At 48.0% G+C, this 26813-nt stretch carries 25 protein-coding genes and 1 pseudogene; 4 read left to right on the top strand and 22 right to left on the bottom strand.

Annotation, left to right across the window (positions count from 1 at the left end):
• Nucleotides 1-152 precede the first annotated feature (152 nt).
• Together rlmH and ACIFQM_RS07485 are read right to left on the bottom strand one after the other, a co-directional pair.
• Nucleotides 153-632 carry a 23S rRNA (pseudouridine(1915)-N(3))-methyltransferase RlmH gene (rlmH, locus tag ACIFQM_RS07490; protein ID WP_430042993.1) on the bottom strand — a complete coding sequence of 160 codons (480 nt, stop codon included), beginning with the start codon at nucleotides 630-632 and terminating at the stop codon, nucleotides 153-155.
• Nucleotides 633-793: 161 nt separating this feature from the next.
• Nucleotides 794-1571, bottom strand: a pseudogene (locus tag ACIFQM_RS07485) (DNA-binding protein).
• A 165-nt stretch (nucleotides 1572-1736) separates the two neighbouring features.
• On the opposite strand from ACIFQM_RS07485, the gene ACIFQM_RS07480 reads away from it, so the two are divergent.
• Together ACIFQM_RS07480 and ACIFQM_RS07475 are read left to right on the top strand one after the other, a co-directional pair.
• On the top strand, nucleotides 1737-2081 hold the full coding sequence (locus ACIFQM_RS07480; protein ID WP_430042991.1) for a helix-turn-helix domain-containing protein: 345 nt from the start codon (nucleotides 1737-1739) through the stop codon (nucleotides 2079-2081).
• 72 nt (nucleotides 2082-2153) lie between these two features.
• Nucleotides 2154-3029 (top strand): hypothetical protein, encoded by an 876-nt coding sequence (locus ACIFQM_RS07475; protein ID WP_430042989.1) that lies wholly within the window; start codon nucleotides 2154-2156, stop codon nucleotides 3027-3029.
• Between the two features lie 41 nt (nucleotides 3030-3070).
• Here the strand turns inward: ACIFQM_RS07475 and ACIFQM_RS07470 are convergent, their stop codons facing one another.
• From ACIFQM_RS07470 to ACIFQM_RS07450, 5 genes are all read right to left on the bottom strand, one after another.
• Nucleotides 3071-4165, bottom strand: a complete 1095-nt coding sequence (locus ACIFQM_RS07470) for a DNA cytosine methyltransferase (RefSeq protein WP_430042987.1) — start codon at nucleotides 4163-4165, stop codon at nucleotides 3071-3073.
• A 760-nt stretch (nucleotides 4166-4925) separates the two neighbouring features.
• On the bottom strand, nucleotides 4926-5417 hold the full coding sequence (locus tag ACIFQM_RS07465; RefSeq protein WP_430042985.1) for a DinB family protein: 492 nt from the start codon (nucleotides 5415-5417) through the stop codon (nucleotides 4926-4928).
• A 28-nt stretch (nucleotides 5418-5445) separates the two neighbouring features.
• The gene (locus ACIFQM_RS07460) at nucleotides 5446-6384 is read right to left on the bottom strand and encodes a DUF6597 domain-containing transcriptional factor (protein ID WP_430042983.1); all 939 of its coding nucleotides are present in this window, start codon (nucleotides 6382-6384) and stop codon (nucleotides 5446-5448) included.
• 118 nt (nucleotides 6385-6502) lie between these two features.
• Nucleotides 6503-6670 (bottom strand): CxxH/CxxC protein, encoded by a 168-nt coding sequence (locus tag ACIFQM_RS07455; RefSeq protein WP_007433184.1) that lies wholly within the window; start codon nucleotides 6668-6670, stop codon nucleotides 6503-6505.
• 108 nt (nucleotides 6671-6778) lie between these two features.
• A complete protein-coding gene (locus ACIFQM_RS07450) occupies nucleotides 6779-7543 on the bottom strand; it encodes a class I SAM-dependent methyltransferase (RefSeq protein ID WP_430043084.1) in 765 nt (254 codons plus the stop codon).
• Between the two features lie 259 nt (nucleotides 7544-7802).
• Between ACIFQM_RS07450 and ACIFQM_RS07445 the strand changes: the two genes are divergently transcribed.
• Nucleotides 7803-9524, top strand: coding sequence for a cellulase family glycosylhydrolase (locus tag ACIFQM_RS07445; RefSeq protein WP_430042982.1), 1722 nt, complete (start codon nucleotides 7803-7805; stop codon nucleotides 9522-9524).
• A gap of 89 nt (nucleotides 9525-9613) precedes the next feature.
• On the opposite strand, the gene ACIFQM_RS07440 is transcribed toward ACIFQM_RS07445, so the two are convergent.
• Entirely contained in the window at nucleotides 9614-10849 is a 1236-nt protein-coding gene (locus tag ACIFQM_RS07440) for a S1C family serine protease (protein WP_430042980.1), read from the bottom strand.
• Nucleotides 10850-11335: 486 nt separating this feature from the next.
• Here ACIFQM_RS07440 and ACIFQM_RS07435 point away from each other — a divergent pair, with 486 nt between their 5' ends.
• A complete protein-coding gene (locus ACIFQM_RS07435) occupies nucleotides 11336-11542 on the top strand; it encodes a hypothetical protein (RefSeq protein WP_430042977.1) in 207 nt (68 codons plus the stop codon).
• Here the strand turns inward: ACIFQM_RS07435 and ACIFQM_RS07430 are convergent.
• The 14 genes from ACIFQM_RS07430 to ACIFQM_RS07365 form a co-directional block, all read right to left on the bottom strand.
• Entirely contained in the window at nucleotides 11511-12317 is an 807-nt protein-coding gene (locus ACIFQM_RS07430) for an MBL fold metallo-hydrolase (RefSeq protein WP_430042976.1), read from the bottom strand. The genes ACIFQM_RS07435 and ACIFQM_RS07430 overlap by 32 nt on opposite strands.
• Nucleotides 12318-12323: 6 nt before the next feature.
• Nucleotides 12324-13088: a two-component system regulatory protein YycI gene (gene yycI / locus ACIFQM_RS07425; protein ID WP_430065195.1), complete on the bottom strand. Its 765-nt coding sequence runs from the start codon at nucleotides 13086-13088 to the stop codon at nucleotides 12324-12326.
• A 34-nt stretch (nucleotides 13089-13122) separates the two neighbouring features.
• On the bottom strand, nucleotides 13123-14466 hold the full coding sequence (locus ACIFQM_RS07420) for a YycH family regulatory protein (protein ID WP_430065193.1): 1344 nt from the start codon (nucleotides 14464-14466) through the stop codon (nucleotides 13123-13125).
• The gene (gene walK / locus ACIFQM_RS07415) at nucleotides 14463-16217 is read right to left on the bottom strand and encodes a cell wall metabolism sensor histidine kinase WalK (RefSeq protein WP_430043082.1); all 1755 of its coding nucleotides are present in this window, start codon (nucleotides 16215-16217) and stop codon (nucleotides 14463-14465) included. Before walK ends, ACIFQM_RS07420 begins: the two co-directional genes overlap by 4 nt.
• A 71-nt stretch (nucleotides 16218-16288) precedes the next feature.
• Nucleotides 16289-17020 (bottom strand): response regulator YycF, encoded by a 732-nt coding sequence (gene yycF / locus ACIFQM_RS07410; protein WP_430042969.1) that lies wholly within the window; start codon nucleotides 17018-17020, stop codon nucleotides 16289-16291.
• A 227-nt stretch (nucleotides 17021-17247) separates the two neighbouring features.
• Entirely contained in the window at nucleotides 17248-18771 is a 1524-nt protein-coding gene (locus tag ACIFQM_RS07405) for a peptidoglycan DD-metalloendopeptidase family protein (protein WP_430042968.1), read from the bottom strand.
• A 300-nt stretch (nucleotides 18772-19071) separates the two neighbouring features.
• Nucleotides 19072-19719, bottom strand: a complete 648-nt coding sequence (locus ACIFQM_RS07400; protein ID WP_430042966.1) for a hypothetical protein — start codon at nucleotides 19717-19719, stop codon at nucleotides 19072-19074.
• 144 nt (nucleotides 19720-19863) lie between these two features.
• Complete coding sequence (locus ACIFQM_RS07395; RefSeq protein WP_430042964.1) at nucleotides 19864-20580, bottom strand: GntR family transcriptional regulator; 717 nt, start codon at nucleotides 20578-20580, stop codon at nucleotides 19864-19866.
• A 38-nt stretch (nucleotides 20581-20618) separates the two neighbouring features.
• A complete protein-coding gene (locus ACIFQM_RS07390; RefSeq protein WP_430042962.1) occupies nucleotides 20619-21626 on the bottom strand; it encodes a CehA/McbA family metallohydrolase in 1008 nt (335 codons plus the stop codon).
• Nucleotides 21619-22086 carry a hypothetical protein gene (locus ACIFQM_RS07385; RefSeq protein WP_430042960.1) on the bottom strand — a complete coding sequence of 156 codons (468 nt, stop codon included), beginning with the start codon at nucleotides 22084-22086 and terminating at the stop codon, nucleotides 21619-21621. The genes ACIFQM_RS07390 and ACIFQM_RS07385 overlap by 8 nt, the downstream gene beginning before the upstream one ends.
• Entirely contained in the window at nucleotides 22083-23597 is a 1515-nt protein-coding gene (locus ACIFQM_RS07380; protein ID WP_430042958.1) for a hypothetical protein, read from the bottom strand. Before ACIFQM_RS07380 ends, ACIFQM_RS07385 begins: the two co-directional genes overlap by 4 nt.
• A gap of 31 nt (nucleotides 23598-23628) precedes the next feature.
• The gene (locus tag ACIFQM_RS07375) at nucleotides 23629-24471 is read right to left on the bottom strand and encodes an ABC transporter permease (RefSeq protein ID WP_025683715.1); all 843 of its coding nucleotides are present in this window, start codon (nucleotides 24469-24471) and stop codon (nucleotides 23629-23631) included.
• A gap of 2 nt (nucleotides 24472-24473) precedes the next feature.
• Entirely contained in the window at nucleotides 24474-25643 is a 1170-nt protein-coding gene (locus ACIFQM_RS07370) for an extracellular solute-binding protein (RefSeq protein WP_430042956.1), read from the bottom strand.
• A 98-nt stretch (nucleotides 25644-25741) separates the two neighbouring features.
• The gene (locus tag ACIFQM_RS07365; RefSeq protein ID WP_430042955.1) at nucleotides 25742-26773 is read right to left on the bottom strand and encodes an ABC transporter ATP-binding protein; all 1032 of its coding nucleotides are present in this window, start codon (nucleotides 26771-26773) and stop codon (nucleotides 25742-25744) included.
• Nucleotides 26774-26813 lie beyond the last annotated feature (40 nt).

The following is a 26813-nucleotide window of genomic DNA, read 5'->3' as shown; positions in this document are numbered from 1 at the left end:
TGCAACTAAAAAGTCAATGAATCATTGACTATAAATAATTTTAAGTAAACATATTGAATACAACCTTGAACTATCTAAGCACTTTATAGTTCCCTCTACTTGCTAATAAATATCCACTGCAGTTAAAATTATCTCCACCCTTTGCTTTACTATCATTTATGATACGGTTCACCCCGATTAATCTTCACCGCTCGGTAAATCTGCTCCACCAGCACTAGCCTCATCAGCTGATGAGGCAAGGTCATCCTTCCGAAGCTCAGCTTCTGCTGGCCACGGCGAAGGACTTCGTCAGAGAGACCATGGCTGCCGCCAATGACGAAGACGACATGGCTTGTACCGTAGGTACCGAGCTTGTCCAATTCCTCTGCGAGTTCCTCCGAGCTCCAGAGCTTGCCGTCGATGGCGAGCACAATGACATGTGCCTCACTCTTCACATGGGCAAGGATGCGCTCTCCCTCTCGCTCCTTGACCTGTCGAACTTCCGCCTCGCTCAGTGTATCGGGAGCCTTTTCATCGGCTACTTCGATCATTTGAAACTTGATGTATGGCCCCAGCCGTTTAGCATATTCCTGAATTCCCATGACCAAATACTTCTCTTTTAACTTGCCCACACCTATAAGTTGAATAAACAAATTCCATACCCCTATCTATGTCGATTGATAATGTAAAATCGTATTTACGATCCCTAACATGAAAAAATACCTTTAACATAGTTATTTTAGCACCTGAAACACCTCTTACCTATCTATTTCCTCTCCGCTACGAGCATATTCCCTGTTCAGATCATAACGGATCATTCATTTACGCTCTTCATGATGCTATCCCTACCAGTTCCGTATTCATCAAGACACTGCATTAGCATCTTTCGATATTCGCTGATTTGTTCAAATGTCGCTGACTCCCGTAATGATTCGAACAATGCAGTACATCTCTTAAATTGACCATCATTACCCGACTGGTTGGCTAGTTGCATCGCCTGCAAAGTAACCCCCACTGCTATAATAGTATGATACGTTCTCCGCATCCTCGTAATCCCCAAATTCATCAATCTGCTCTGCAAACGTATGTAAAATATCTGCCACATCCAAATGATACATAAGCGCTGCCGGTAATATTTCCTCTAGATTATCCTGCAAAAAGGCTACGTATTCCTCCAGCAGCTCTATATTTCCAGACAAAATATCTACTGCATATAAATTAGTTTTGGCTAAAAACCTGAATTCCTCCACAACCTGATTGTCTTCTTCCTTTAAATCCTCCATCCACCCCAGCTCAGCATACTTATAGATGCACTCCCTTGCCTGCTCATATGCGCCCTGGTTCTGGTGAGCCATTCCACACATCAGGTGACTGAGCCCAAAATAATATACCAACGGACGTTCTAAATTGACATGCGGAATGAGTAATTTCATTGCTTTATGATACTGCCGTTCTTCATAGATACGCTGTACACATTGGTACAAAATATCCGCCGTCTCCATCACCTTTTTCCAATTTTCAAAAACCACAGCCATCTCTAACATTTCAACAATGATGTCCGGTTTGAGTGATTTCAGAATAGAAGTTCTCAAGAGTAGTCCCTCCTTATATTCCCATTTAGAACCAATTGTATAGAAAGTGAAAAAGGAGGTCAATATAAAAAGTACTTAAAAGTACAGTTTTATATGTATTTATTTTGTATAAGATGGTCTGTAACGATATTCTCTCCTCTTCTAACCTTAAGTGGAGGTGATTACATGAGTTTACCAGAAAGTGTCGGAAACCGAATACGAGAACTAAGAAAAGCTAAAGGATGGACACAGGAACAACTAGCAGAAGCAGCAGAACTTCATTACAGTTATATTGGTGGAGTAGAACGTGGAGATCGAAATATTTCATTGGAGACGTTGGAAAAAATAATTTTAGCGTTAAAAGTTCCGCCTTTTGAACTTTTCCAATTCGATGAAACTACGGATCGAAAACAAATCATAAATGAACTTATGTTACTCATAAATTCAAGAGAAACAACAGAGCTCGAAATTCTTACTACTATAACAAAAAATATTGTTGGTTTAATTGAGTTACAACAAAAAGCTAATTGAACTATTTTCTTATGATCTTTAAGCAATTTATTAAAAAAATCGGCGACGTAATCACTATGAATAGAGGCTAACATGAATACAGCAATTAGAATTTATAAGAGTATAGGGAAACTTTCCAAAATTGATGCCCAGAATTCTGAAATAACAAACTTATTTATTGAACTCCATAGGCATTGTCAAAATATTTTAGCTGCTTCAACTAAAATAAGTTTAATATCTAAGATTCCCGGTAAACAATACTTTGTATTTCATAATGGAACTAAAAATTCTAGAGCAGTAAATGAAGATTTATTTATTAATGAAGTGCAGTTAGTGGAGAATACATTAGCACACCTAATTAACAATCAATTGAATAGTACTACTCCAAATGATATAACTAAGGCACTATACACAATAGCTATAAGTTTTTGTGCTGTTATTGACTTAGGGAAAAGCGGAGACCAGAAGACCCCAGGGACATTTTTTGAGTATTTCTCAAGTCATTGGTTCGCAAAAACTCTTCAAGTACATCCTCAAACCTCAATTCAAGTTTTAAATTTGGACAGAGACACTTCTTTGCCTACTGATTATATTTATGATCTTGGCTATAATCGTCCTAAAATTCACTTACCAGTCAAAACATCGACTCGGGAAAGAGTCATACAAGTATGGGCACACCAGCGTGTGCTTGATGGTGTATACGGGACAGGAAGATTCCTAGGTATGCTAGTTTGTTTATCAGAAACCAAAACCGATCAAAAAAAATTAGAAGTAACCGACATATGTTTGCCGGAGCAATGGCGTGCATATCAATTATTTATAGCACAAATGTATCGTATATACTATTTAGACGCACCTACTAAATACTTAGCACTTAATAATGTGTTTCCTCCAATCAATGTTAGACCTTTGGGAGAATATTTCTACGAAGTTAATAGCTTATTCGATAATATTAGTAATTATTCATAAATAAAGGAGGTGCTCAATTACGAGCACCCCCTTTATTTAGATTATCTTGCAAGACTGGCGTTTGCCTCAAATAAAATCTCATTCTCATATTCAATTTCTAGTGAACGTATGATTTCATCTCCGATCGCCTCGGATAACAACGGTGGAACTGCATTCCCAATTTGATGCCTTACTTCATGTTTATTTCCGTAAAATCGGTACTCTATAGGAAATCCCTGTAAGAGCGCAGCTTCTCTAGGTGTAAGCGGACGATTTTGTAAAGGATGACCATATCTACCACGTGTATAACTATCAAAGCCACCCGTTATGGTTGGAGCTTGGCCGTCCCATCTTAAACGCCCGTATACATCTGGCCATCCACCTTTTGATGTGTCGGCTTTTTTATGACAATCCAATCTATATTCCATAGGGATATCTCTCCAACCACCACCTTGCTTAACGTATGAAAATCTCTTTACATTCATAGCAGAGACGTTAGCTCTCTGATGGTTAGCTAATTCTGGATGCTCAATTCTATGATCCTCTGGTGGCTCTGGTAAATCACTAAGAACTTCACCCACAGTTTTCCATACATTAACAGTTGGAGTAGGTATCATAAAGGGCGCTTTGATTTTAGAGTGTTTTCCTACAATGATAAATCTTTCTCTCGTCTGTGCAAGTCCATAGTCCGCTGAGTTATATATATTAGGGAATAACGTGTATTCTTTAAGTTCCTCTTTAAGAGCATCTATAAAATAAGTTCCTCTTTTTTGGCCTAACATAGCAACATTTTCAAGCATAAAAAATTTAGGTTCGAGCTCTTTTACTAACCGAACAAACTCTAAGACCAATTTATTCCTTTCGTCATCTCCTAAATGAGCTCCTTTTTTTTGTTTAGAGAACCCTTGACATGGAGGGCCTCCTGCAAATAAATCAAGCTCACCCTTTTTTATACCAGCATACTCTAATAAATAATCTCCAGATAGCTTTGTAGCATCAGCAACAAAACATCTATTGGATAAATTTTCCTGGAAAGTTAACACTGCTGGCTCATTGAGATCAAATGCAGCTCCTATTTGGAAGCCCGCCCCACGTAGCCCAAGACCAAGACCACCTGCACCACAAAATGACTCGATGCTGACGTAATCCCTTTTCATGAATGGTATCCTCCATATAATATAGATGCATAAATTTCCTAAATTTGTAATTGTCATTAGCCACAAAAAAACTAATTGAATGAAAATTATTATATCAAAGACTACGAAAAAATGAAACATGCGTTCTGTACAGGAATGGTATTGAAAAAGCAAGACCCTGCGAACTGTACATGAAATGCAGTTTAGGCTACAAGTGCGTTGGTACTCAAGATAATTTGACTTATTCCGAAAAAATAAAGTTTGATCATGTTGCATTATTCTCAGCCCTTGTTGTACAAGGGAATACTGAACATAAAAAGGACTAACCTCAAGTTGTAGAGGCTTTTCAAACCAAACCCAAAGGTGAAAGTCACTCTTTCTATTCTACAAGAAAGTCAATATCTATTCCTATGAGAAAAGAGAACTGAAGTACAAAGTGGGCTTACGGGCAATGTGAACTGGGCGAAAAGCTGGCTACTTTGAGCAACAAGATCAATTGTTTTGGCTACAAACTCCTTCTGGCTGTCGATGCCAAATGTGAACTTTCTCTTGCGTTAAAAGTAACGCTCCCTGTCCATAATGAGGATAATATTTCTACGCTGATAAAGCTTGCCAAGGTCCAATGTTAGTTTCTTTATCCTTATGCGGGTTATGACCGGATGAAAAACTATAAAATCTTCAGAACGTGGGGACGGGAGAAGAAACGGTTTACAAATAAGCCTAAACTGACGAAGAAAAAGAGCACCGCACAGGTGCCCTCGAAACCTTTTATAAAAAATACTCAAGCATACAACATAAAAAAGCTCACTTCATGCCCCAACTGCTTCAAATAATTATATATTTGCGAACGGTGATGGAACACGTGTGTCATGGTCTCAATCTGCCATTGGACCTGCACATGTCCATGCTCCATATAAAAGGCTTTGGTCGAACGATTCAGATAATCCTCTTCGCTAAGCGAAAGAATGTAAGCCTTATACGTCTCAAAATTCTCCCTGAAACTTGCAGCCAAGCGTTCGGGATCGTCTACCTCGGACAGGCTGTTTTCAATATTCCCTACTTCTTCCTCGGACTTCTCCTGATGCATAATGGCAAGATCCGAGGCAGGAATGAGTACAAAATGATGCACTAGTTCCAAAAGTGAGCGGAAATTGTCCTGTGGACGAAAGCTCCAATCCTCTGGACGTATTTTACGGATCAGGGCTTCTCCTGTTCGTACTCCAGTCTCCAGCTCATTCAGCAGATGCTCGCGAACTTGCAGCGTTCCACTCATGTTCTCATCTCTCCTTTGTCATTCTTCTTCATGTTTTGAGTATAACGGAGGCCTCGGGGCGCGTATTGTAAAAATCGGACAACCTGCGAAAATCCCTTGCCGCTGTAAGCGGAGAATCACCATAGAACCTGCGGAAATCGCGGATCAGGTGCGCCTGATCGAAAAAGCTGTATTTCAACGCAAGCTCCGTCCAATCCAGAGGGTCACCGCTTTGAATACTTTGCAGAACGCTCTGGAAGCGGACGACTTCACTGAACTTTTTGGGACTGATCCCGATCCATTGCCCGAACTTGCGGTTGATCTGTCTTTCACTGATCGCTTCGCGCTCTGCTAGCTCTTTAACACTCATACTCCCACTACTTACAAAAATACGATGCAGCAGATTTTTCATCAGGTCACAATCGCTCATCCCTTGGCGCAGTATAAGCTGGTTCAGATACTCGTCCATCATCCGCACCCGTTCATTGAAATCCCGAGCTTCCAAAATGCGCTCACCTATGATCTCGATATTCTCGGGCCATATATCATCCAAGCGATAATTACCGCCTGTAAACAAGTGAGTCGGCATACCGTGAAAATAATGTGCTCCGCCCGGAAAAAATCGCACAGCAAAAATGCGTGTCTCGGTACCTGCTTGTCTAGCAGACACGAACGGATGTGTAAACGTCCCGCAGTACGAGATATCCTGACGCTTACTCACCGGGTTGTATTTTAATAGAATATCCGTACAGCCATCAGGTAATACCCGATCCACCGCTTCTTCACCTAACAAGCTTAATGTAGCTTCGTTACCACAGGAAATACCATGATTCCCCTCCAAAGCCTCTCCAGTAACCGGACCGGACTCCCAATAGCAAGCGACATAAGCCCTCAGCGGAGCAGACGGCCTTTTTTCGATATAATATGTGGAAGAATCACTTCCATTAACCTGAATCGGACGAAACAGTGAATGCAGCAAAGGGTCCATCCATCGTTCACTCCTGTCTCAGCACCTGTTGGGAATAAGTATAGCTATATGTATAAGGATTTTGCAAAATCCTAGTATACAAAAAGGACGTTTCTGCCCGAAACGCCCGTGCTTGTTTTTATACGACCAAAAATTCTGCTTTGTTCTCACATTCCTTGCACTTCACCGGAGGGTCCCAATCCGAAAATTTCGTTTCCTTGAGATCGACGACATCCGGTGCATCCTCGTATTCATCGACGAACATATCAATTGCCAGTTCCACATGCTCTTTACATACCACGTACATCCCAGTTGCATCCCTTTCCGTATGAAGCTCTACCAGTTGTTTGGTGTCTGTTACAAACACCTTCTTTTGTTCTACCACACTTGACGCGGAAAGAAAAGAGCCTGTTTCCTATCCCTGACGCTTGGTTTTAAAAATGAGAAAATGACTGACGTTCAGGTCCTCATGGAAATCGGGATATCGCTCCAGCATCTCTGCGGACGGCTTCGGTTCGATCATTGCCTCTAGCAGCAAACCCGCTCCAGTAATAGCCTGTACGTAGCTGCCCAGCGTGCGATGGAAGTACAGAAGCTTTTCCTCCTGATCATAAGGCATATCTTGCTCCAATGCGCCTTCACTGAAATAACGGTTTACTTTCCAGTACATCTTTTTCCCTGCCTCATCCTTTACCCATCCACTCTCTGGTGTCTGAAAGCACGGATGCAATATAGAAAAAATAAAGCTGCCCCCTGGCACCAACAGCCGCCGCATTTCGGCAATCGCCTGCTCATAATCCTCCAAGTCCTGTATGACCATATTGGATACGATTAGATCAAAGCTCTGATCCCCGAACATCTCCAGCTTCTCCAGATTACCGTGATGATACGTAATTCCCAAATCTGACGGTGTCCGCTTTCTTGCAAGCTCCAGCATCTCTGTAGAATAATCGACACCTTCCACCAGCGCACCCGCCCTGACCATTTTACGGCTCAGATAACCTTCGCCACACCCGGCATCCAGCACTTTTTTACCCGCGAGGGTGCCCATGCATTCTTGCAATGCAGGATTCAACAGCACCTCGCGAGAGCGATCCCCTTCCTCAGTGTATCTTGCAGTAAAGCTCTCTGCATGCATATTCCAGCGCCGAATGGCCTCTTCCGTGTCCCACTTGTTCATATTCATCTCCTTCTTTCTCCTGTATTTACCAATTCGATACTACTCTGCTTTCTGCGTAGGGCCATAGATTTTACACTCATTCTTACTTTTTGGCAATTATAACGTTTACAATCTAGAATTTTTCAAAATCGAGAATCACAAAATAACGAATTATCACATGATTTTCCCACTAATTATATAGGTACTCTATAATGGAATAGTATGGTAATATCTCAATGGAAAGCGCTTTCAAAATAACTCTGTAAAGGGGCCTGCCTGTATGTTCAAACGAAGACCCGTTTCATTGCTGTCGTTGACGCTTGCCATCATCCTGTTATTATCCACGTTCGCGTCCGTTGCCGCCGCTGCTGAATCTGAAGGACAAGCACCACAAGCCACCGCCGCCAGCAGTATGCAATCGTATGTCGAAGCCATGCAGCCCGGATGGAATTTAGGAAATTCCCTGGATGCTGTCGGGGCAGATGAGACTGCCTGGGGCAATCCACGCATTACTCAGGCACTGATCCAGCAAATTGCTGCCCAAGGATACAAAAGCATTCGTATTCCCGTCACCTGGGAAAAACACATTGGAGCTGCACCGAATTACACCGTTGACACTGCCTACATGAACCGTGTAGAAGAAGTCGTCCGCTGGGCACTGGATGCCAATCTGTACGTCATGCTCAATGTCCATCATGATTCATGGTCATGGGTAAGCAGTATGGAGCCCAAGCATGATGAAGTGCTGGCTCGTTATAACTCACTTTGGACACAAATTGCCAATCGCTTTAAAGATCAGCCGAACAAGCTGATGTTCGAGAGCATTAACGAACCTCGTTTCTCCGAAGGAGGAACGACGGATGAAGCGAAAATGAACCAGATGCTCCAAGAACTGAATGTTTCCTTCCACAAAATCGTCCGCGCCTCTGGCGGTAATAATGCAACACGCCCACTTGTTCTGCCCGGCTTGGATACTTCACCTGCCCAAAACAAAATCAACGAGCTGTACAACACCATAACCAGGCTGAACGATCCCAACCTAATTGCAACCATTCACTATTACGGCTATTGGGCTTTCAGTGTAAATATTGCGGGCTATACTACATTTGAGAAGGATACCAAAAACGATATTATTCAAACCTTTGATAACGCCTATAACACATTTGTGGCTAGAGGTATTCCGGTCATTGTCGGCGAATACGGTCTGCTCGGCTTCGATAAAAATACAGGTGTTATCGAACAAGGCGAAAAGCTGAAATTCTTTGAATACCTGACTTATTATATGAAAGAGAAAAAATTAACAGGCATCCTCTGGGATAATGGCCAGCATTTCAACCGCACAACATACAAGTGGTCCGATCCTGAGCTCTTTAATGTCATGAAATCCAGCTTAAAAGGACGATCCTCCAATGCAGTCAGTGACCTCATTCACTTGAAGAAAGGCACCTCCGTTCAGGATGCCACGGTCACTTTAAACCTGAACGGCAATCAGTTGAGCACACTAAGCGCCAACAACAAGCAACTGAAACAGGGCACCGACTACACACTGAGCGGAGATACACTAACCTTGAAGGCCAGCTTGCTTACCAGCCTAACCACCTCCGGTAAATATGGTGAGAATGCAGTCATTAACGCCAAGTTCAACAAGGGGGCAGACTGGAATTTTAAAGTCGTCGTGTATGATACACCAAAATTAAGCGCAACCGAGGGTACTACGCAAACCTTTACCATTCCAACGGACTTCCGTGGCAGCCAGCTTGCCACCATGGAAGCTGTTTATAGCAATGGCGGCAATGCCGGTCCGCAGGATTGGACACCGTATAAGGAATTTGGCAATACCTTTGCCCCTGCGTATGATGCGAATGGCATCAAGCTGCTGCCTGAATTTTTTAACAGTGTGAAGGATGGTGAAGTCACGCTGAAGTTCCATTTCTGGAGCGGCGATGTGGTAACCTACAAAATTACCAAGAGCGGAACCCGTGTGACGGGAACGGCATCCTAACCTACAATACAACCGCGAAACTAAAAAGGCGCTCCCGGAAAATGATCCGGAGAACGCCTTTTTTTATAGTTATGCCTAACCATTAAAACTTAGCCTTCCGGCTTATCCGTTAATTTCAACGTCACGGATTCTTCCTTGCCTGCCCTGTAAAAGGTAACCTTCAGCTCGTCGCCAATTTTCTTGTTATCGTACAAGTAGCGTCGCAAATCAAGCGTCGAGTTGATCGGTTCACTATCGAACGCGGTAATGACATCGTTCAGCTTCAAGCCTGCCTCCTTGGCAGGGCCGTGTGCCTCCAGAACAACCGCCCCGTCCTTTACGGTGTCAGGCAGCTTGAGTTCCTTGCGCTGTGTTTCATCCAGCGGAGCATACTCATTATTGAGGTCAACCGTGTATACCCCCAGATAAGGGCGGGTAATCTTGCCGTCCTCAACCAGTTCATTCACCGTCTTCATGACCTCATTGGCCGGAATCGCGAAGCCGAGTCCTTCCACACCGGTATCGGCAATTTTCATCGTATTGATGCCGATCACACGTCCGTCCAGATCGACCAGCGCACCGCCGCTGTTTCCTTCATTAATTGCTGCATCGGTCTGGATAACATGCTGTTCCCAGTCATATACGCCGTCCTGATTAATGGAAATGGGAATAATCCGATTCGGATAGCTCACAATACCGGAGGTGAGCGTATCGCCCAAGCCGAGCGGATTACCAATGGCAATCACAGTCTCGCCCAGAAGAAGCTTACTGGAATCACCGATGTCTGCTATCGTGCTAATGCCCTTATCGTCTACCGCCAGCACTGCGATATCGCTAATGCGATCCTTGCCGATCAGCTTCGCCTCTTTTTTGACACCATCCACAGTTACAATCTCCAGATCATCCGAGCCTTCAATCACATGGTTGTTAGTCATAATGAAGGCTTTGCCGGAAGCTATCCGGAAAATAACACCCGATCCAAGCGCCGACGGCTCCGTGCTACGTCCGCCTTCCCCTTTCAGGTTCACAATGCTGACGACCGCCGGACGCACCTTGGCTGCCGCCTGCACAATCCGGTCATACGGGTCACCCGCCGCCTGGCGCATGGGATAATGACTTGCTCCGGTTACTGCTGTCGTGGAGGGCAGACCTGTAATAAAGCTGAACAGCAGCACCGCAACCACCGCACTGACTGCACCGCTAATGACAGCAGCCTGCACCGGACTCACGCTTCGACGCCTGTACGGCCAACGTTCCTGTCCTCGGCGACGTGCCTTGAATGCCTTTTTTTTGGCCGCACGCGTAGATACCCTCGTTGAATAAAAATCGTCATCAAACAAGCCCATGTTCATCCTCTCCCCTTCGTTGTCATGCACCGACACTCACTAAAAAAATAGGGCTATTCGGGCTTGCGCCAACCTATGCTACAGAGACTCGCTCCGTTTGAACGCCAAAATGGATTGAATATCCCCCATGACCGAAACAGCAGATCATTTCAGCCTACTTATTAATCACCACAAATGGGGCCTCCCTAAGCATACTGATCTCATTAACCAGCATACACGCCGCAATCCACTCCGAATAGAGGAAAAAGGAGGAATGATTTCCAAACCAATTGACTACAATAGTAACAAGTCTTCTATTCTATTACAAAATGATCGTCTCATAGAGACGTTCTGGCCTGTTCCCGTTCGCTTGTAACAGCTTATGCTTTCTGATACAAGCTTTCTTTCAGAAAGCTTTCAGTTGTTAGCTTTATTGTATCACAGCACCCGGCAAAACCAAGCCGATCACACGCCATTTTTAAAATATTTTAACAGGAGGAATATATGATGAATCAACATCGCTCAGCTATGGATGAAGTTCGTATGGCTGCCAAGCTTGCGGATCTGAAAGACGAGCATTACCGCAACACGCTGGCGTTAAGTACACTCATTGAGCTACTGGTGGACAAAGGCATTGTGACCCGCGAAGAGGTTGAACGCAAAGCCGCCGAGCTGGACAGCTTTATGGCTCACTCACCTTATCCCACGGTGTAGGACGATCATAATACGTATCGCACAATCGGAACTCACTATCCTTGTAAAAGCAGCCGCGGTCCTCCATCGCCCCGCGCACGGTCAGCTTTGCCAGCTCCATCATATTGTGGTCGCGGCTCAAATGCGCCAAATACGTTCGCTTCGTCCGTCCCGTCAGCAGCTCGCTCAGAATCGCACCCGCCATCTCATTGGATAAGTGACCGATATCACTGAGAATACGGCGCTTGATGTTCCATGGATAACGCCCCATGCGCAGCATTTCCACATCATGATTAGACTCCAGCACCAATACATCTGCTTCGGAAATCGCCTGCTTCACCTTGTCGCTGACATAGCCAAGATCGGTCGCTACACTGAGCTTCTCTGCCCCATCGTAAAAGCTATACCCTACTGGCTCAGCCGCATCATGTGATATACCAAAAGACTCTACACGCAACGATTCAAATTCGCGTGTTGCGCCTGTCTCCAATATTCTGCGGTTATCGTCCGCGATCTGCCCGACAGCATTGCTGATGGCAAACCACGTCTTCTCATTCGCATACACAGGTAAATTATATTTACGCGCCATGGCGCCTAGTCCTTTAACATGATCGGAATGCTCATGTGTGACCAAAATACCATCCAACTCTTCTCCGCTCAGATCGCGTTCCTTCAGCAATTCATCAATACGCTTCGCGCTGAGACCTGCGTCGATGAGTAATGTCGTGTCTTCGTTCCGGACAACGGTGGCGTTGCCGGTCGAACCGCTCGACAGCACGGTAAATGAAATCCCCATATCTGTTCAAGACCCTTCTGTTTGTTCTGTCTTTGGACTAATGACATCTCCGTTCATCTGCACGTAATACACGCCTTGCCCGTTATCCAGCATAAACCGCCATACAGGTGCAGCCACCTGGCTATCCGAGTTAAAGGTCTGTCCATAATAGCCCAGCCGGATATCCTTCACAATCGCATCACGCGGCAAATAACTGTCAATCAACCGTGCCAGCGCCTTGGATGCGGGCAGCATTTTCTTCGCTTCATCCGAGGGCTGGAGATCGACCTGGATTTTGCGATATCCGATAATTTTTTGGTTACTGTAAAACAGGGCCAGCTTCACATTAAATAAAGGCCACTTTCCCTGTACCAACGGGTGTAGCACAAAAGCATCTGCCTGTCCGGATGCAAGCTCCTCCTGAACATCCAGCGGATCATACTGGTAGTTGTCTATGTCCCTGATTTGCGGCTGCAATGCCTCAACCAGCGCATCGTGGGTGAATACCAGCTTGCTGTCTACAGCCTCCGGTAGCTTCACACGCACATCCTTTTCCCCGCCATGAACATAAGTGTAAGACAGCTTCGGCAACTGGGGAGTATCCCCGGGAATCGGAGCCAGCACCTGAATGCTCTTCTCTTCCATTGAACGCTGCGTATTTTCATCCAGCGAAGTAAAATCCAGATTCGGCCCTGCCGTTTCCTGCGCATCACTCCACAACTGGCGCCCCAGTACTATATTGAGCAGCAAAAACGTGCAGATCAGTACGTTTTTGGCGCGACTCCAATCCATTCCCGTTCCCCCCTTCTGTCATAAGCCTATATGGTCACTTCTTTACCACCTGAGCCTGCTGCGCTTGCGGTGTACTCGCCGTTGTCGCCGTCACTGCCACAGCGTGAATCTCTGCCACAGAACCGTCGCCCAACGTAACCCGCCACTCGGGAACGAGCTTTAACCCATCATTGATCAGCTCCGGCTGATATACAGGGGTCAGATCTCTAATCGTTTTCCCTTTAGCTACAGCTTCGAGCTGCTTCTTCAAGGTTTCGCCACCCGGAAGCATAACCTTCTTCGAGGATGGCTCGCCGCCCTTGAGGTACAACAGCGAACGATCATAAACGGATGCCGTTTCCTGCTGGATTTCCAACAAAATCGTGCCAAACCGGAAGGATGGCGTATCCAGCACCGGATAAGATCCGTAATACTGCTGGAACAGCACATTGGTACGGTTCTCGTCGCTGCTTCTCATTTTCAACTGATACGAAGCATCCCAACCGCCATGCTGATTCACAAAATCAACCGCCGCCAGTACATCCCTCACCGAACTGCTTCCGCCCGCCCCCGGCGCACTCGGATCAGTATAGCTCATCCAACGCTGCTCCTGCTTAATTTGCAGACTACGCTTGCTGTCCGTATAAATTTGGGAACCGTCCTTCTCCTGAATATTTCGCGTAATCCCCGGATCGAAAAACAAATTCCGCTGCATCTGCTCTGTCGTGAACAACCCGGCATATACCACGGGCTGCACCGTCTCCAGATTATCTGCCGGAATATAATACTGATTATCCACCAGCTCGTACAACGGGGCATTTTTACCGAAATTCACATGCTGCCGGATATCCTCCATCGTCATATCAAACTGATTTGCCTCATACACCACATCACCTCTGGCACTGAAAAAGAGGGCGTGCGGCTTGGCATTTTTCTCATCTATATAGATCCAGATACGATTAATCGTCTCTCCCTGAAACACGGAATCCGGCGTCAGACGCATAACTCGCTCCAGTAATGAGACCGGGACACCGCCTGAAAAGGATAATTCCATGCCCTCATTCTCGCTGCGAATCCGCGCCCAATCTGCCGACTGGATACTCCGACGTTGAAAGCTGTTAAAGCTCCGGCTTTCCAGCCGTGTAAAAATCAAATCATAGAACGCAACGCCCGGATAAAAAACGGTATGCTTGTTTTGCCCTTGGTGAATCAGCATTTTATCAGGAAACACGAGCTTTTCAATCTTTTTCTCCTGTCCCATACTCTCGGTTTTGACATAGTTCGTCTCCGAGGTAAGTACAGAATCACTGCCTGGAAGACGGTAAATCAGAAAATAACTCTGTACGAGGCTGGAAGCAACCAGGAAAATAAGCGCCCATGATTTCAAACGTTCCTTCACTGTGCTTCCCTCCCTTCACCCAACATGGGGAGCGTAAAGGTCGTGCAGGTCCCTTGACCATATTCTGACTCCAGAAAAATCTGGCCTCCATGCGCCTTTACAATTTCCCGGGCAATCGACAGCCCTAGTCCCGTACCGCCCATATTGCGCGATCTGGCCTTATCCACACGGTAAAACCGTTCAAATATCCGATCCAAATCCTTTTTGGGAATCCCTATTCCGGTATCCTGTACCGAAATAGACAGCATTCCCTCACTATTGCGGCGGGCTTCAATCCGAATATTTCCGCCCTCCGGTGTATATTTCAAAGCATTGGACATCAGATTGTCCAACACCTGCTCAATTTGATCCCGGTCAATCACGACCTTGCCGATCCCCTGCTCCACGAACATTCCAGACCGGATATGCTTTTGCTTCATTTGAAAAGAAAACCGATCCGCGACTTCGTCCAGCATTTCTATCACATCAGTAGGCTGCATCCGCAAGGGCGCTTCATTGGAATCCAGCCGCGACAGATGCAGCAAATCCGTGACTAACCGGATCATACGCTCCGTCTCGTTGCGGATCACACCTACGAAACGCTCCGCGAGCTGCGGTTCACCCATTGCGCCATCATCCAGCGCTTCGGCATAGCTGCGGATCGTCGTCAACGGAGTACGCAGCTCATGCGATACATTCGCTACGAACTCCCGACGTGTCGTCTCCATTTCCTCCTGCTCCGTCACGTCCTGGAGCACGGCAATCGTCCCCGTAATGCCAAATTCCCGCCGATGAATCGGCGTGAACGTCACGCGGATGACGATTGGCTCGTCCTGACCCGCTGGCTCCAGTTGCAGCAGCGTGGAAGCCGAAGATCCGCTGTAGAGGGCCTCGGTTTCCTCCGGGTCGATCCCGAGCAGCACCGCGATATGTCTGCCGGCCATTTCGTTCTCGTTCACGCCCAGCATCGCACTGGCCCGGCGGTTGACCAGAATAACCCGGCCATTGTCATCTGTAGCGACCACACCGTCGCTCATATTGGTCAAGATGGAGGAGAGCTTTTCCTTCTCCTCTTCATTTTGTGACAACGCCTCGCGCAAGCGGCCTGTCATATAGTTAAAGGCCACACTGAGCCTGCCGATCTCATCGTCGCCAAACACAGGCATCTGCTGGTCGAATTTGCCCTCGGCAACCTCTGTCGCATGACGCGTCATCACCTTGATCGGGTGTGTAATCGTATGCGCCAGCACCACGCCCAACACAGCCGTCAACGCCAGCGCAATCAGCATACCCGAGAGAAACACATTGTTAATGCGCTTCATCGTATCGTACAGCTCCGTCATCGAGGCGGCGATATACACCGCACCGACAATCTTGCCTTGGCTGATGACGGGCTTGGCGACGACCTTCTTGCGGACATTATCCTCGTCCACCATGTACTCCTCATTGTCACGGATACCCTGGAGTGCACGGCTGACCACCGTCTGCGTATTTTTGCGTCCGACATAATCGGCGTGTGAGCCTTGAGAAGTAATCAGCACCTTGCCGCTGGCATCCAATACCTGAATTTCTGCGCCGCTAAAATCAAACAGATTATTCACACGTGCGCGCAGACTTTCCACGCTGTCTTCCTCCATTTTACCGTCACTGCCGTTCAGATCCTGCTCTGCCAGCACAGACAGCATTTCCGCCCGCGCCTGCAAGTCCTGTGTAAAGTTGCTCGTCAAAGAGTTCTTCATGGAGCTGACAAAATAGACCCCGATCAGCTGCATCGACACTAAAATCAACAGCACATAAATAATGATCAGCTTCGCATGAATCGTGCGAAAGAAAGACAGCCATCTCATGCCCGCAGGCCACCCTTGCCCCCGCTAATAATGTATCCGAGTCCACGACGCGTCAGGATCGTCTCCGGCTTGCTCGGGTTTTCCTCAATCTTCTCGCGCAGCCGCCGGATCGTCACATCCACCGTCCGCACATCCCCGTAGTATTCGAAGCCCCACACCGCCTGGAGCAAATGCTCCCTTGTCATGACCTTCCCGGCATTTTTCGCCATATAATACAGAAGCTCATACTCCCGGTGCGTCAAATCGAGCGGTGTACCGTTTTTGTAAGCTGTATACATATCCGTATCAAAAAAGAGGTCAGCCACGCGCAGCCCCTGCTTCTCTTCCTGCGAGCGGCTTTCCGACGTGCCTACCCCGCCGCGCTGCTGTCTGCGCATCTGTGCCTTCACCCGCGCCAGCAATTCCCGTGTGCTGAACGGCTTCGTCACATAATCATCTGCGCCCAGCTCCAGCCCCAGCACCTTGTCAATTTCCCCGTCCTTGGCAGTCAGCATAATAATCGGCGTCTGGAGCTGATGCCCGCGCACCTCGCGGCACACGTCCATGCCGTCCATCCCCGGCAGCATCAGGTCCAGCAAGATCAGGTCAGGCTGCTGCTTGACTGCGATATCCACCGCGCTGATTCCATCGAAGGCGCAAATCACCTGATAGCCCTCTTTTTCCAAATTAAATTTCAAAATATCAGCGATAGGCTGTTCATCATCCACCACCAGAATCGTTCCCTGCATACAGCGCTCACCTCTTCCTACGGATCATGTTATATATTAACTTTCGTTTGTCAGTGTCCATAAGCTGCTTATTCTATTCTACCATACCCGCACGCCATTCCATTACTTGTCCAGCCCCTTTTTCTTGCACAAAAAAAGCCATGTCTGCACCCACTGTTAAGCATGCAGAAAAACATGGCCTTCCCCGTATCCTCACCAATCATCATCCAGCGTTATAAACGATCCTTCTATCTTAAATACGTCATTGGATTGCGTGGCGTATTGTCTTTACGAATTTCAAAATGTAGATGTGTTCCTGTCGAGCGTCCTGTGTTCCCCATAACTCCGATCGACTCGCCTTGCTGAACCACCTGTCCCACATGAACGCCAATGCTGCTCAAATGCCCATATACTGTCTGGTAGCCATTACCATGGTCAATCATAATGACATTGCCGTAGCCATTCTGCTGACCTGCAAATGTAACTACACCTTCATCCGATGCGCGGATGTCAGGACTGCCAACCAAATCGACACCCTCATGCATACGTCCCCAGCGTGCGCCAAAGCTGCTCGACATCGCTGCGCCAGACACCGGCCAAGCGAACTCTCCCGATCCTTCGCCTACGACCTTTGTTCCTTTCAACACCACCTCGGAAACAGACGGCTGCAACACCTTTTGACCGAGCCATTCCTCTTGCACGACCTCGCCGTTCTCCTTGGTCAGACGGTAATCCATTTCCTTCAAGCCTGCCTGTCCAGGTCTGACAACCTTGGTAACTCCTGCTTTCAGCTCGTCACTTTGGCGAACCTCAATCTCAGGCTCAATGGCAATCTGCTCGACGACCTTTTCCACCGTCTGGACCGTAACCGGAGCCTTTGGAGCGGTAAGCTTCAATTCATCCCCGATTTGCAGATACAGCTCACGCGAGCCGGGGTTGTTCTGCTTAATCTCCCAAGCGGTCATATTAAATTTATTCGCAATCGACGACAAGGAATCGCCTTCCTGTACCGTATACGTTACAGGTGCCTCACGCGCCTCAGTCAGTGCTTTAACCGCTTCTGCCTCTGTCAGCACCTTATTCGGGTCCGCTTTTACAGGCTCATATGCAATTTTCTCACGAATACTAGCAGACTCCAGCCATGCTTTAGGGGCTTTGCTACTGGCATTTGCATGACTGCTGCCCACGGATGTTTTGCGGACCAGTCCCTTGATGCCTGTAGCCGTGCCTTCACCCGCAGGTGTGTATTTCTTCTGCACTTGCTTCAAAGCAGCCTGTGCAGTTGCTTTATCCTTTACAATACCGACCGTCTGGTCGTTGACCTTCACTTCTACTCCTTTGGCATACGCGGTGAGCATCCCGTCCAGCTTCTTCAGTGTTGCTCCGCTATCAATATCCACTTTATACGCCTTTTCAATGCCTGTCGTTACCGCACTTGTATTGAGCACCATGTCCACACCGGGATACTTGTCCTTATATTGCTTGTTCTTCGTTGCATACAGTTGCTTTAGCTGTTGCTCATTGAGAATACTTCCAACCTCAACACCCTTTACATACACTTTATAATAAGGAACCGTATTCGCCCCGACATATTGATTTCCAGCAAAAATAAGACTGCCTGCAATCACCACACCGCCTGCGGTCCAGCTCAACCATTTTCTCCGTCCGTTCCACCACATTGCTATTTTCCCTGCTGCTCCAGCAGGCTTGTGTTCAACGCTCGAATCTTCTTTCCTGCTGTCTGGTGAATGCTTCCCCTTAAAAACCTCCATGATTCTCTCCTTTTCAGCATATCTTATCTCTATATAAATGCGTTCGTTATTGGTTTTTCTCGCTATGATTCCAGCCTGTATTTACAAGTATCTATGATATTAGTCGCTATCTAGCATTGCATAGTTGCGTAAAAGGTTTCAAAATTTTAACCTTTTCACGACACTGTCTTACTTTAACATAGCCTTTACAAAGAATTCAACTCCACTCCAATTCCTTCCTGACACGCAAAAAAATCCGCGCCCGGCGCGGATTCCAATATTCTGTTGTGAGCATGAGCATTCCCCATAATCGAATCGTTACTATTTAAGCATACCCATCAGCTTGTTATACTCTTCTTTCGTTAGATACTTCGCAAGCACCTGCTGGATATCCTGCAGCTCCTGCTCGGTCAGGCCACCTTCCATCGCGGCAGATATTTTCTGCATTTCCTCAGGCGGCAATTTATTCATTAGAATCGCAAAAATTTCCTGCTTCTGCTCGGCGGGTAAGCTGTTCTTCTTTTCCGTCAAATGATCGGGCGTGATGACCAGCCCATGACCTTCAATACTCGTTTCAGGTGTAGCGTTCCGTGACGCACCAGTCGACGAAGAACCGCCATTCTGCGGGGTTTTTCCATTCGTTGCCCCACTGGTACCCGTGCCTTTTGCGCCGCTCCCACTCTCAGCTAAGCCCTGTCCCATGACGGATAAAGCATCATCAGGCGGTGTTACACTTTCCGAACCACCGCCCGTAGCTTTGTTTTTCCCCGTATCTGTACTTTTATCGGTTCCAGAGCTTCCCTTCAGCCAACCCAATCCCCATACCGGCTGATGATCCAGCTGAATGTTAAACTGCCGCAGCAGCGATTGAACATAGGCATTCACGACCACACCTGTTACCGCCAGCGTTAAAGCACTGACCAGCACCACTGTCATTCCTTTTTTAAGCAGCCATCCAAGCCACCTCATATCCCGTTACCTCCTTATACGCATCTTGCCATGTGTATCATCATGAAGTGCATATAGATCAGTATTGACGAGATATGACGATTTTTAACCCTTGGAATATGTAAAACTAGCACGATTGGATAGTAGATGTAATTCTTACATGAATCAGCGCGTACGGCGCACCCAAAAATGGAAAATGTCGCTGCGGACATAATCCAGTGAATACAACACCTGTCTGTTCAGCTCATCATAATGAAGCTGCTTGAGCAGTAACACGGTAGCCTGCGGATGCTTCAACAGACGCGTCATATGGGCATCGTCATGATTCGGGACGGTAAGCTCCGAATACGCACCAACAATTCGTACCCCGGCTTTAAGTTCCAGACTTTGAAAAAGCGAACCCGAAAAAGACCCGCCGTCCAAAATCGAACCTGCTAATGTCTCCGGCATCCAATTGATAGAATGGGCTACCGCTTCTCCATCGGCTGTGCGAGTCCGCTCCAGAACGATCATGGGCTCATTCTCGGAAAACCTCATTCGTTCGGCAATATCAGGGGGACATACCGTCATCCTCTTGATAGATTCCAACTGCTCATCCTCCCGCAACCCTGCCGAACGGATCATGTCCCCGATGCTGTACAGGCGGTCCAGCGAGCTTGGAATGCTCGGCAGCGGGCAAGTAGCGAACGTACCACTCCCGTGCTTCACCAACAGCTTGCCTTCCGTTTCCAACTGGCGAACGGCTCCCCGTAGCGTCGCACGCGAGACGCAGAACAATCGGGAAAGTTCAGCTTCCGAAGGCAGCCTCTCGCCCGGCTCAATTTGGTTGACCTCTATATATTCCTCTATAAGCTGCTTAATGTTCTCTTGTTTTGTTGACACCGTCCAAAGCCCAGCCTTTCTATTATAGTGACCTGAGTTCAAGTGATATACATCGGATTTGTAAAGGCAATCATCGTGACGCAATCTTCCATATATCCATATAATTCGGCTCGCACCCAGCCTTTCCCTGCGGGATCTTGTAATGACAACGTATATTCTCCTGATTGAGCAGGGATCTGAGTCTCGGAGCATACTCCATGGCTACTTGTCAGCAGAAGGCGAAGGTTCTGTGGCTCAAGGGTGTAATGGGCTGCTCTCGTTTCCACATCCAATTGAACCGTCACAGACAGTAAATCCTCCACAGCCAGCTCTACACATTCGCCGATGTGATATCGCTTTTCACTGCCCTTAACTTGTGCCGACATCGTCAGTAACGGTCCCATCGTAACCGACACCGAACCGAGGCGGATCGCCTCAACTGCCCGGTTAACTAAGCTCTCCTGCTCTTCTGCTTCACCACGAACACCCAGATACGTGACAGCCGGAAGCGCATCATCCGGTTTCGATACATGCCAGTCCCGACCACTTACAGCCGTGATGTGATACCCCTGATTCAATAAATCCGTCCACATGGCAAACGCCCGCTGGCTATCCCGCTTAATAGACGGCATAAGCGTTGACCAGACCTCAATATAATCGACCTCATGCCAGTCCTGAATGGTGTATTCCCAAAAGCATCCCGTACAGATCGGACTTCCGATCCTGAATGGATGGGCAAGCCCTGCAATGCCTCCCTGCTCATGCACCTGCCGGATTCCCTCATGAATGTCATCCGGTCCCAACACACGCCAGTCAATAAAGCGGTCTACCCCCAGCGTCAGCATATGCCCGTAAAAGGTCGTCCACTCCATCCCTGAAATGATCGGGACACCGAACTGCTGCTGAACCCGTTCCTGATCCACAAGTGCCGACTGGGTATTGTGATCCGTCATAGCGATGCATTCAAGCCCAAGGTCCGCTGCGCTTTGGGCAAGCTCCTCCAGCGTTTGCTTTCCGTCACTGTGAAGCGTATGGGTGTGAAGCTCAGACGGAATCCATTTAAGCATATATGGCTCCCTCCCCCAATACGTGAATTTGGTAAACAAGCGTCTCGGTCACAACGGCATGCAGACTGACGGTAATCCGCCACATTCCCGCCGGATTATTTCCTGCGAGAAATCCCGGCGAAGCCGCAGACGAACCGAGCCAATGCTCCTGCTGCCTCTCGGGACGGTGTGCATTTCCCCGGTGGCGGAGAGGGTCATCGACAGACAGCGTCAATAAATTTTGCAGTGGCATATACTTCTTCCACAGATCTGATGAATGTCCCGGTTCGTCGTATCCGTATTTGCTCATGCTTTCCTCAATAATTTCTCGCGCTTGCTCTTGATCCTCCAATAACTTGGGGGTGTAAGAGAAGTGAATGCGGATCGTGTCAGTCGGCTGTGGGATGTGAAAAGAGTACGTAATATGGCTCTGGGTGCAGGTTCTATCGACCGTTCCTTCCACGTACAGTAGCCTGCTCATGACTCCCCATCCTGGCTTGTCGGGTCATCCACAGCATCGTTCACAGTACGATTTACAGTAGGGTCGCCAGCACCCGCTCCGTTTTTGTCTGCTGCCCATAAAATACCCGCTGGATGATGCCGCGTTAGCTCAATCACCCGATCCGTACGAATACCAGGAAACTGCGGCAGGTTTTCCTCGTTTAGCGTAAAAGCATACAGTCCAGCCACTTTCATGCTGTCCGCACCGCCCTCCAGCAATACGGCTCTGATTTCAGCTATATCCTCCAGCACAGCCTCTCCAGATAACTTGACCGTGGTAGAAAAATGTGACTCTGCACCCTCATAAGCAGCCCTGAAATCACCCAGTCGCAGATCATGATAGCACGATGAATGCCACTCCTCCGAGCCGTGAAGGCGAAGCTGGATATCCACACAGGCATCTTCCTCGCGTCGGTTAAAGCCCCGCTTGGACGTTGGAGACGATTCACTGCTGGAATCCCGTAAGGGGCGTTTTGAAGTCTGGATAAATACATAGCTGCGCTGGTGGGCAAGCATAATGGAAGACGCATTGGACGGCATTTCCAGCTCCTGCTGACGCTCCATCTCCCATCCAGTGACCTGATAAGCAAAAGGAAAACGACTCATGACCGCCTCACGCGGCTCTTCCTCTGGCTTCCATTGGAAAGCAGGCGGCAGCATAAAACGATAGTCCGATGAAATGGTATCTTTAAAGTTTCCATTCGTCGTTGCGGATTGGAGAACAGGATGCCCGCCCAGATCATAATTGCCTGAAAACGCAGTCGTAATATGATGTGCCCCCTGGAAAACAGCACCCAGAACATTGCCCCCGGCATCCAGCTCGACGCGGTACATCCATTCGATATCGGTGGTTCTCCCCCATTTGCTCATGAGCAGCGGTGCGGGCGTTCCTTCATCCTCATGGCTGTACATCATCTGGTATTCAATGACCGTTTTCCCCTCATTCTCTTCCACGGAGTAGAACATAACAAGCGGTGTATCCGTAAAGCGGTTCTCATAGGGATGTGCCAGATTGCGACCATATAAAAGTGGGGTGTGGCGATAAATCAGCGATCTTGGAGACGAATCGGCCACGCAGCGCATTTCAACCCCGTCGATCCATGCTCTGGATACAAGCGGGGCCGACTCCAGTTCTCGAAATTCGGCATAGACCTCATAATCGCCTTCTTTTAGATACCCCAACAAACGGGTGTACACACCCTGACTGCTGCCATAATACAAAATAACATCCTGATTATAGGCTTCGTTCAGGTAGAGGCGCACGAAGGCGGATTCCCGATCTGTCGCAGCCCAGTCACTGTCCGATCTGGCGAGCAGATCAAGCTCCGCGAACCCGTCTTCCGGCATGGAAAACGTGAACCGGAATCCGTTCCCCGGACTGAGTTCAACCTCCGCTTTGTGTAAGGCAATCCGATACCCGCAATCCAGCAGGTCCCTTTCCCACACTCGCCCACTAAACCCGGTAATCTGCACCTCTGCTTGGCTGTTCATCCCTGTAACCTCCTTAGTGTATAGCGGCTGTCTAGCTCGCATCCGCATCCTTCACCATTGTCCGAATATAAAAGTAGCCCATAAAAGAACACAGCAAAAACATAAACACTGCCATAGCGCTGGCTGTATGCGTCTCCTGATAGCTGGAAAATACCTGCTGCATTGCGACACCCAGCACCTGCGGCGAGTTGGCGCCAATCAGGAACGGAGCTGTGAAGCTGCCCATAATCCCCATAAAGATGAAGGTCACCGCAACCCACATCGTTTTGTAGGAAAGGGGTAAAATAAAGCGCCCAAACAGTTGCAGCGTGCTGGCTCCCGCGTCTCTGGCACTCTCCACAACAGCGTTTGGAATGCTGGCAAGGGCCGAGCTTAGCAGCATGGTGGCGAATGGAATGTTAAACCACAGATTAGCCAGCACCAGACCTTTGTAGTCGTAAATAATCCTCGGAATGGTTTCAATACCCAGCGGCAACAAAAGGCGTGCAGCCCAGCCATGATTGCCGTACATCGTAATGATCGCATAGGTTGCAATTACGCCAGGAACGAACATCGGGACAAAATACAATCGGCCGATCCATTTGACAACAAAACCTTTTCCAAATCGCAGATAAATCGCCAAAGCGTAGCTGATGACCAATGTGAGGGCTGTCGAGACCAGTGTGACATTGATCGTATATATCATGTTTTTTCGCATCGCAGGCTCCGTAAAGAGGCGGATATAGTTCGCCAGCCCGTAGCCTGTTCCATGCTGATCTATCAGGCTTTCCTTTACGGCATAGAGAATCGGAATAATGACGACAACCAGCAAAATGAGAAAAGACGGGATGACCAGGGCAAGCCCCAGCATCCCCCTTTTGGACGATGAACTCATGATTAACCGCCCGCTACTTCACTCTGCCAGCGTTTGTAGATTTCCTGCTGGAGCTCGCCGCTGTTAAAGCTGCGGTATCCAGAAGATACACTGTTGAATTTCTCTTGCAGTTCACTTGGCATCAGATTCCACTTAATCCCCGGATAGCCGTACATTTTGTTGATGACCACCGTTTGCGCTTCCGGCGTCAGCACGTAGTTCAGAAATTCCTGTGTTGCTTCTTTCTTGGAGGAAAGCGAAGGAACCATCAGATAAGACGGACCGCCTGTAAAAGCAGGGTCGATCTGTGTCAGCTTCACCGTGTCTGGAAGCAGACCTTTAGCCAGTTGTTCAAGCGCCATATCGGACCAGGCCGGAACCATGTCCACCTCTCCACTTGCCAAAATATCAAGCGTGCCTTGGTTCTTTTTCGGATAAACTCCCTTTTGGTACATCGAAGGACCCAGTTCCTTGAGCAACGAGAAGCCTTGATCCCATTTCTTCATATTTGCCGGATCATCACTGTTCATCGCTTCTGGAGGAAGGAAATTATAGATAACCGTGTTCACAAACGAGCTGCCTGATCCACCTGTGGACGGGTCGTTATAAGCAAACTTGCCCGGATGCTGGCGAATCCACGTATACAGCTCATCCGCTGTTTTCGGAGGTGTCGCCACTTTTGCACTGTTGTAGGCAAGGACAACCGAAGATGCCCGATATGGAATGGCCTGATTGTTGACTTGCTTGAGATACGTTTCATCGACATTCGCCAAGTTCGAAACTTTGGCGGTGTCTACCGTTTCCCACAGTTTTTCGCCTACCCCTTTGGTGATGTCATCCAGGCTGCCTTCGTACAGGTCGATATCTGTATCGGTTTGCCCGCTTTTCTTGGCTGCAATCAGACGATCCAGCGTAGATGCGCCCCCGGTTCCCGCTGGCAAATACACCAGCTTGACCTTAACGTGATCATTTTTAGCTTCAAAGTCCTTGATTAACGTTTCCCACAGCTCTTTGACGTTCAAAGAACCGCCAGTGTACAAGGAGATTTCTGTCGTTCCCGTAGCTGCTCCTGCTTTCGTATCCTTGGCTTCCCCTGTAGCTGTAGCGGCATTACTGCCGGTTCCACATCCAGCCAACAACGATAAGCTAAGCACCCCGGACAAAATCAGACCTATCTTCTTTTTCCCAAACACATTGTTGCCTCCTTTAGATAGTTGCACAAGTTCGCAGCATCACCAGATGATGCGTTCATGATGGACATTGATGCGATGTAGAGGTTGATCGTGAATCTTCACTGTGCTGCTGGAAAAGTAACCATTTTACTGAAGCTGAACCTGATTTGCTCTCCACTGCGCAGATCGGCCGCCCGTTCACGCGGCACAAACATTTTCAGATGATCGGTACCGCTATCCAGCGAAACCTCCGCATAATGCCCGAGAATCATCACTTGCCTGATCGTTCCGGCTAGAGAGCCGTTTTCTTCCGTCGTCAGAACAATATCCTCTGGCCTTACACCGACCATGGATTCACCGCTGTATTCATGCTCCTGCGCGAACGCAATTCCGCTCACGGACACACTGCGACCTGTACTCACCCCCTTTAATAAATTGATGCGACCAATAAAGCCCGCTACAAAAAGCGACTGTGGCTTGTCATAAATCTCCTGCGGCGAAGAGAGCTGCTCAATCCGTCCCGCATTCATAACGACAATCCGGTCGGAAATGGACAGTGCCTCCTCCTGATCGTGGGTGACGAACACCATCGTCATTCCCGTCTGGGTCTGGATGTCGCGCAGCTCTTCCCTCATCTCCATGCGCAGCTTGGCATCGAGCGCGGAAAAAGGCTCGTCCAGCAGCAATACATCCGGCTTTAGCAGCAGAGCCCGAGCGAGCGCTACCCGCTGCTGCTGACCGCCAGAGAGCTGTCCCGGCGTTTTACGCTCTGCCGTCTCCAGCCGAACCAGCGCCAGCGCTTCCTTCACCTGGCGGTCGATTTCCGCCTTTTTCACCTTACGAATCTTCAACCCGAAAGCAAGGTTGTCATACACCGTCATATGCGGCCACAAATTATAGCTTTGGAACACCATAGCGGTTGGGCGTTTTTCGGGTGGCAGCTTGAGCACACTTTTACCCTGAATCTGAATGTCGCCACTGTCCGGGTCCAGAAAGCCGCCAATGGAGCGAAGCACGGTTGTTTTACCACAGCCGGAAGGACCGAGCAGGGTCACAAGTTCCCCTTTCATCACGTCAAGTGAAATGCCCTTGACCCCGTCTCCCGTCTTAAAGCGTTTGGTTAACTCACGAATGGATAATTGAATGGACATTAGCTTTGGCTCCTTTTTCAGGATTTTGCAAACTCCTCTT

Source organism: Paenibacillus sp. NRS-1782, from assembly GCF_050467685.1.
GTDB classification, from domain to species: Bacteria; Bacillota; Bacilli; order Paenibacillales; family Paenibacillaceae; genus Paenibacillus; species Paenibacillus terrae_A.
Note: the sequence above shows the minus strand (reverse complement) of the source record. Positions and strands in the feature narration are given on the sequence as shown.

Bases quoted from the DNA above. Each gene is read 5' to 3' on its own strand.
- ACIFQM_RS07470 (WP_430042987.1), bottom strand. From the start codon at position 4,165: ATGAAAAGGGATTACGTCAGCATCGAGTCATTTTGTGGTGCAGGTGGT.
- ACIFQM_RS07400 (WP_430042966.1), bottom strand. From the start codon at position 19,719: ATGAGGTGGCTTGGATGGCTGCTTAAAAAAGGAATGACAGTGGTGCTG.
- ACIFQM_RS07385 (WP_430042960.1), bottom strand. From the start codon at position 22,086: ATGAGCAGGCTACTGTACGTGGAAGGAACGGTCGATAGAACCTGCACC.
- ACIFQM_RS07405 (WP_430042968.1), bottom strand. From the start codon at position 18,771: ATGGAGGTTTTTAAGGGGAAGCATTCACCAGACAGCAGGAAAGAAGAT.
- ACIFQM_RS07455 (WP_007433184.1), bottom strand. From the start codon at position 6,670: ATGTACGTGGTATGTAAAGAGCATGTGGAACTGGCAATTGATATGTTC.
- ACIFQM_RS07435 (WP_430042977.1), top strand. From the start codon at position 11,336: ATGAATCAACATCGCTCAGCTATGGATGAAGTTCGTATGGCTGCCAAG.
- ACIFQM_RS07375 (WP_025683715.1), bottom strand. From the start codon at position 24,471: ATGAGTTCATCGTCCAAAAGGGGGATGCTGGGGCTTGCCCTGGTCATC.
- ACIFQM_RS07480 (WP_430042991.1), top strand. From the start codon at position 1,737: ATGAGTTTACCAGAAAGTGTCGGAAACCGAATACGAGAACTAAGAAAA.
- ACIFQM_RS07475 (WP_430042989.1), top strand. From the start codon at position 2,154: ATGAATACAGCAATTAGAATTTATAAGAGTATAGGGAAACTTTCCAAA.
- ACIFQM_RS07465 (WP_430042985.1), bottom strand. From the start codon at position 5,417: ATGAGTGGAACGCTGCAAGTTCGCGAGCATCTGCTGAATGAGCTGGAG.
- ACIFQM_RS07380 (WP_430042958.1), bottom strand. From the start codon at position 23,597: ATGAACAGCCAAGCAGAGGTGCAGATTACCGGGTTTAGTGGGCGAGTG.
- ACIFQM_RS07450 (WP_430043084.1), bottom strand. From the start codon at position 7,543: ATGAACAAGTGGGACACGGAAGAGGCCATTCGGCGCTGGAATATGCAT.
- ACIFQM_RS07365 (WP_430042955.1), bottom strand. From the start codon at position 26,773: ATGTCCATTCAATTATCCATTCGTGAGTTAACCAAACGCTTTAAGACG.
- yycI (WP_430065195.1), bottom strand. From the start codon at position 13,088: ATGGATTGGAGTCGCGCCAAAAACGTACTGATCTGCACGTTTTTGCTG.
- ACIFQM_RS07440 (WP_430042980.1), bottom strand. From the start codon at position 10,849: ATGGGCTTGTTTGATGACGATTTTTATTCAACGAGGGTATCTACGCGT.
- ACIFQM_RS07445 (WP_430042982.1), top strand. From the start codon at position 7,803: ATGTTCAAACGAAGACCCGTTTCATTGCTGTCGTTGACGCTTGCCATC.
- walK (WP_430043082.1), bottom strand. From the start codon at position 16,217: ATGCAGCTGATCGGGGTCTATTTTGTCAGCTCCATGAAGAACTCTTTG.
- ACIFQM_RS07430 (WP_430042976.1), bottom strand. From the start codon at position 12,317: ATGGGGATTTCATTTACCGTGCTGTCGAGCGGTTCGACCGGCAACGCC.
- ACIFQM_RS07460 (WP_430042983.1), bottom strand. From the start codon at position 6,384: ATGGACCCTTTGCTGCATTCACTGTTTCGTCCGATTCAGGTTAATGGA.
- yycF (WP_430042969.1), bottom strand. From the start codon at position 17,020: ATGCAGGGAACGATTCTGGTGGTGGATGATGAACAGCCTATCGCTGAT.
- ACIFQM_RS07390 (WP_430042962.1), bottom strand. From the start codon at position 21,626: ATGCTTAAATGGATTCCGTCTGAGCTTCACACCCATACGCTTCACAGT.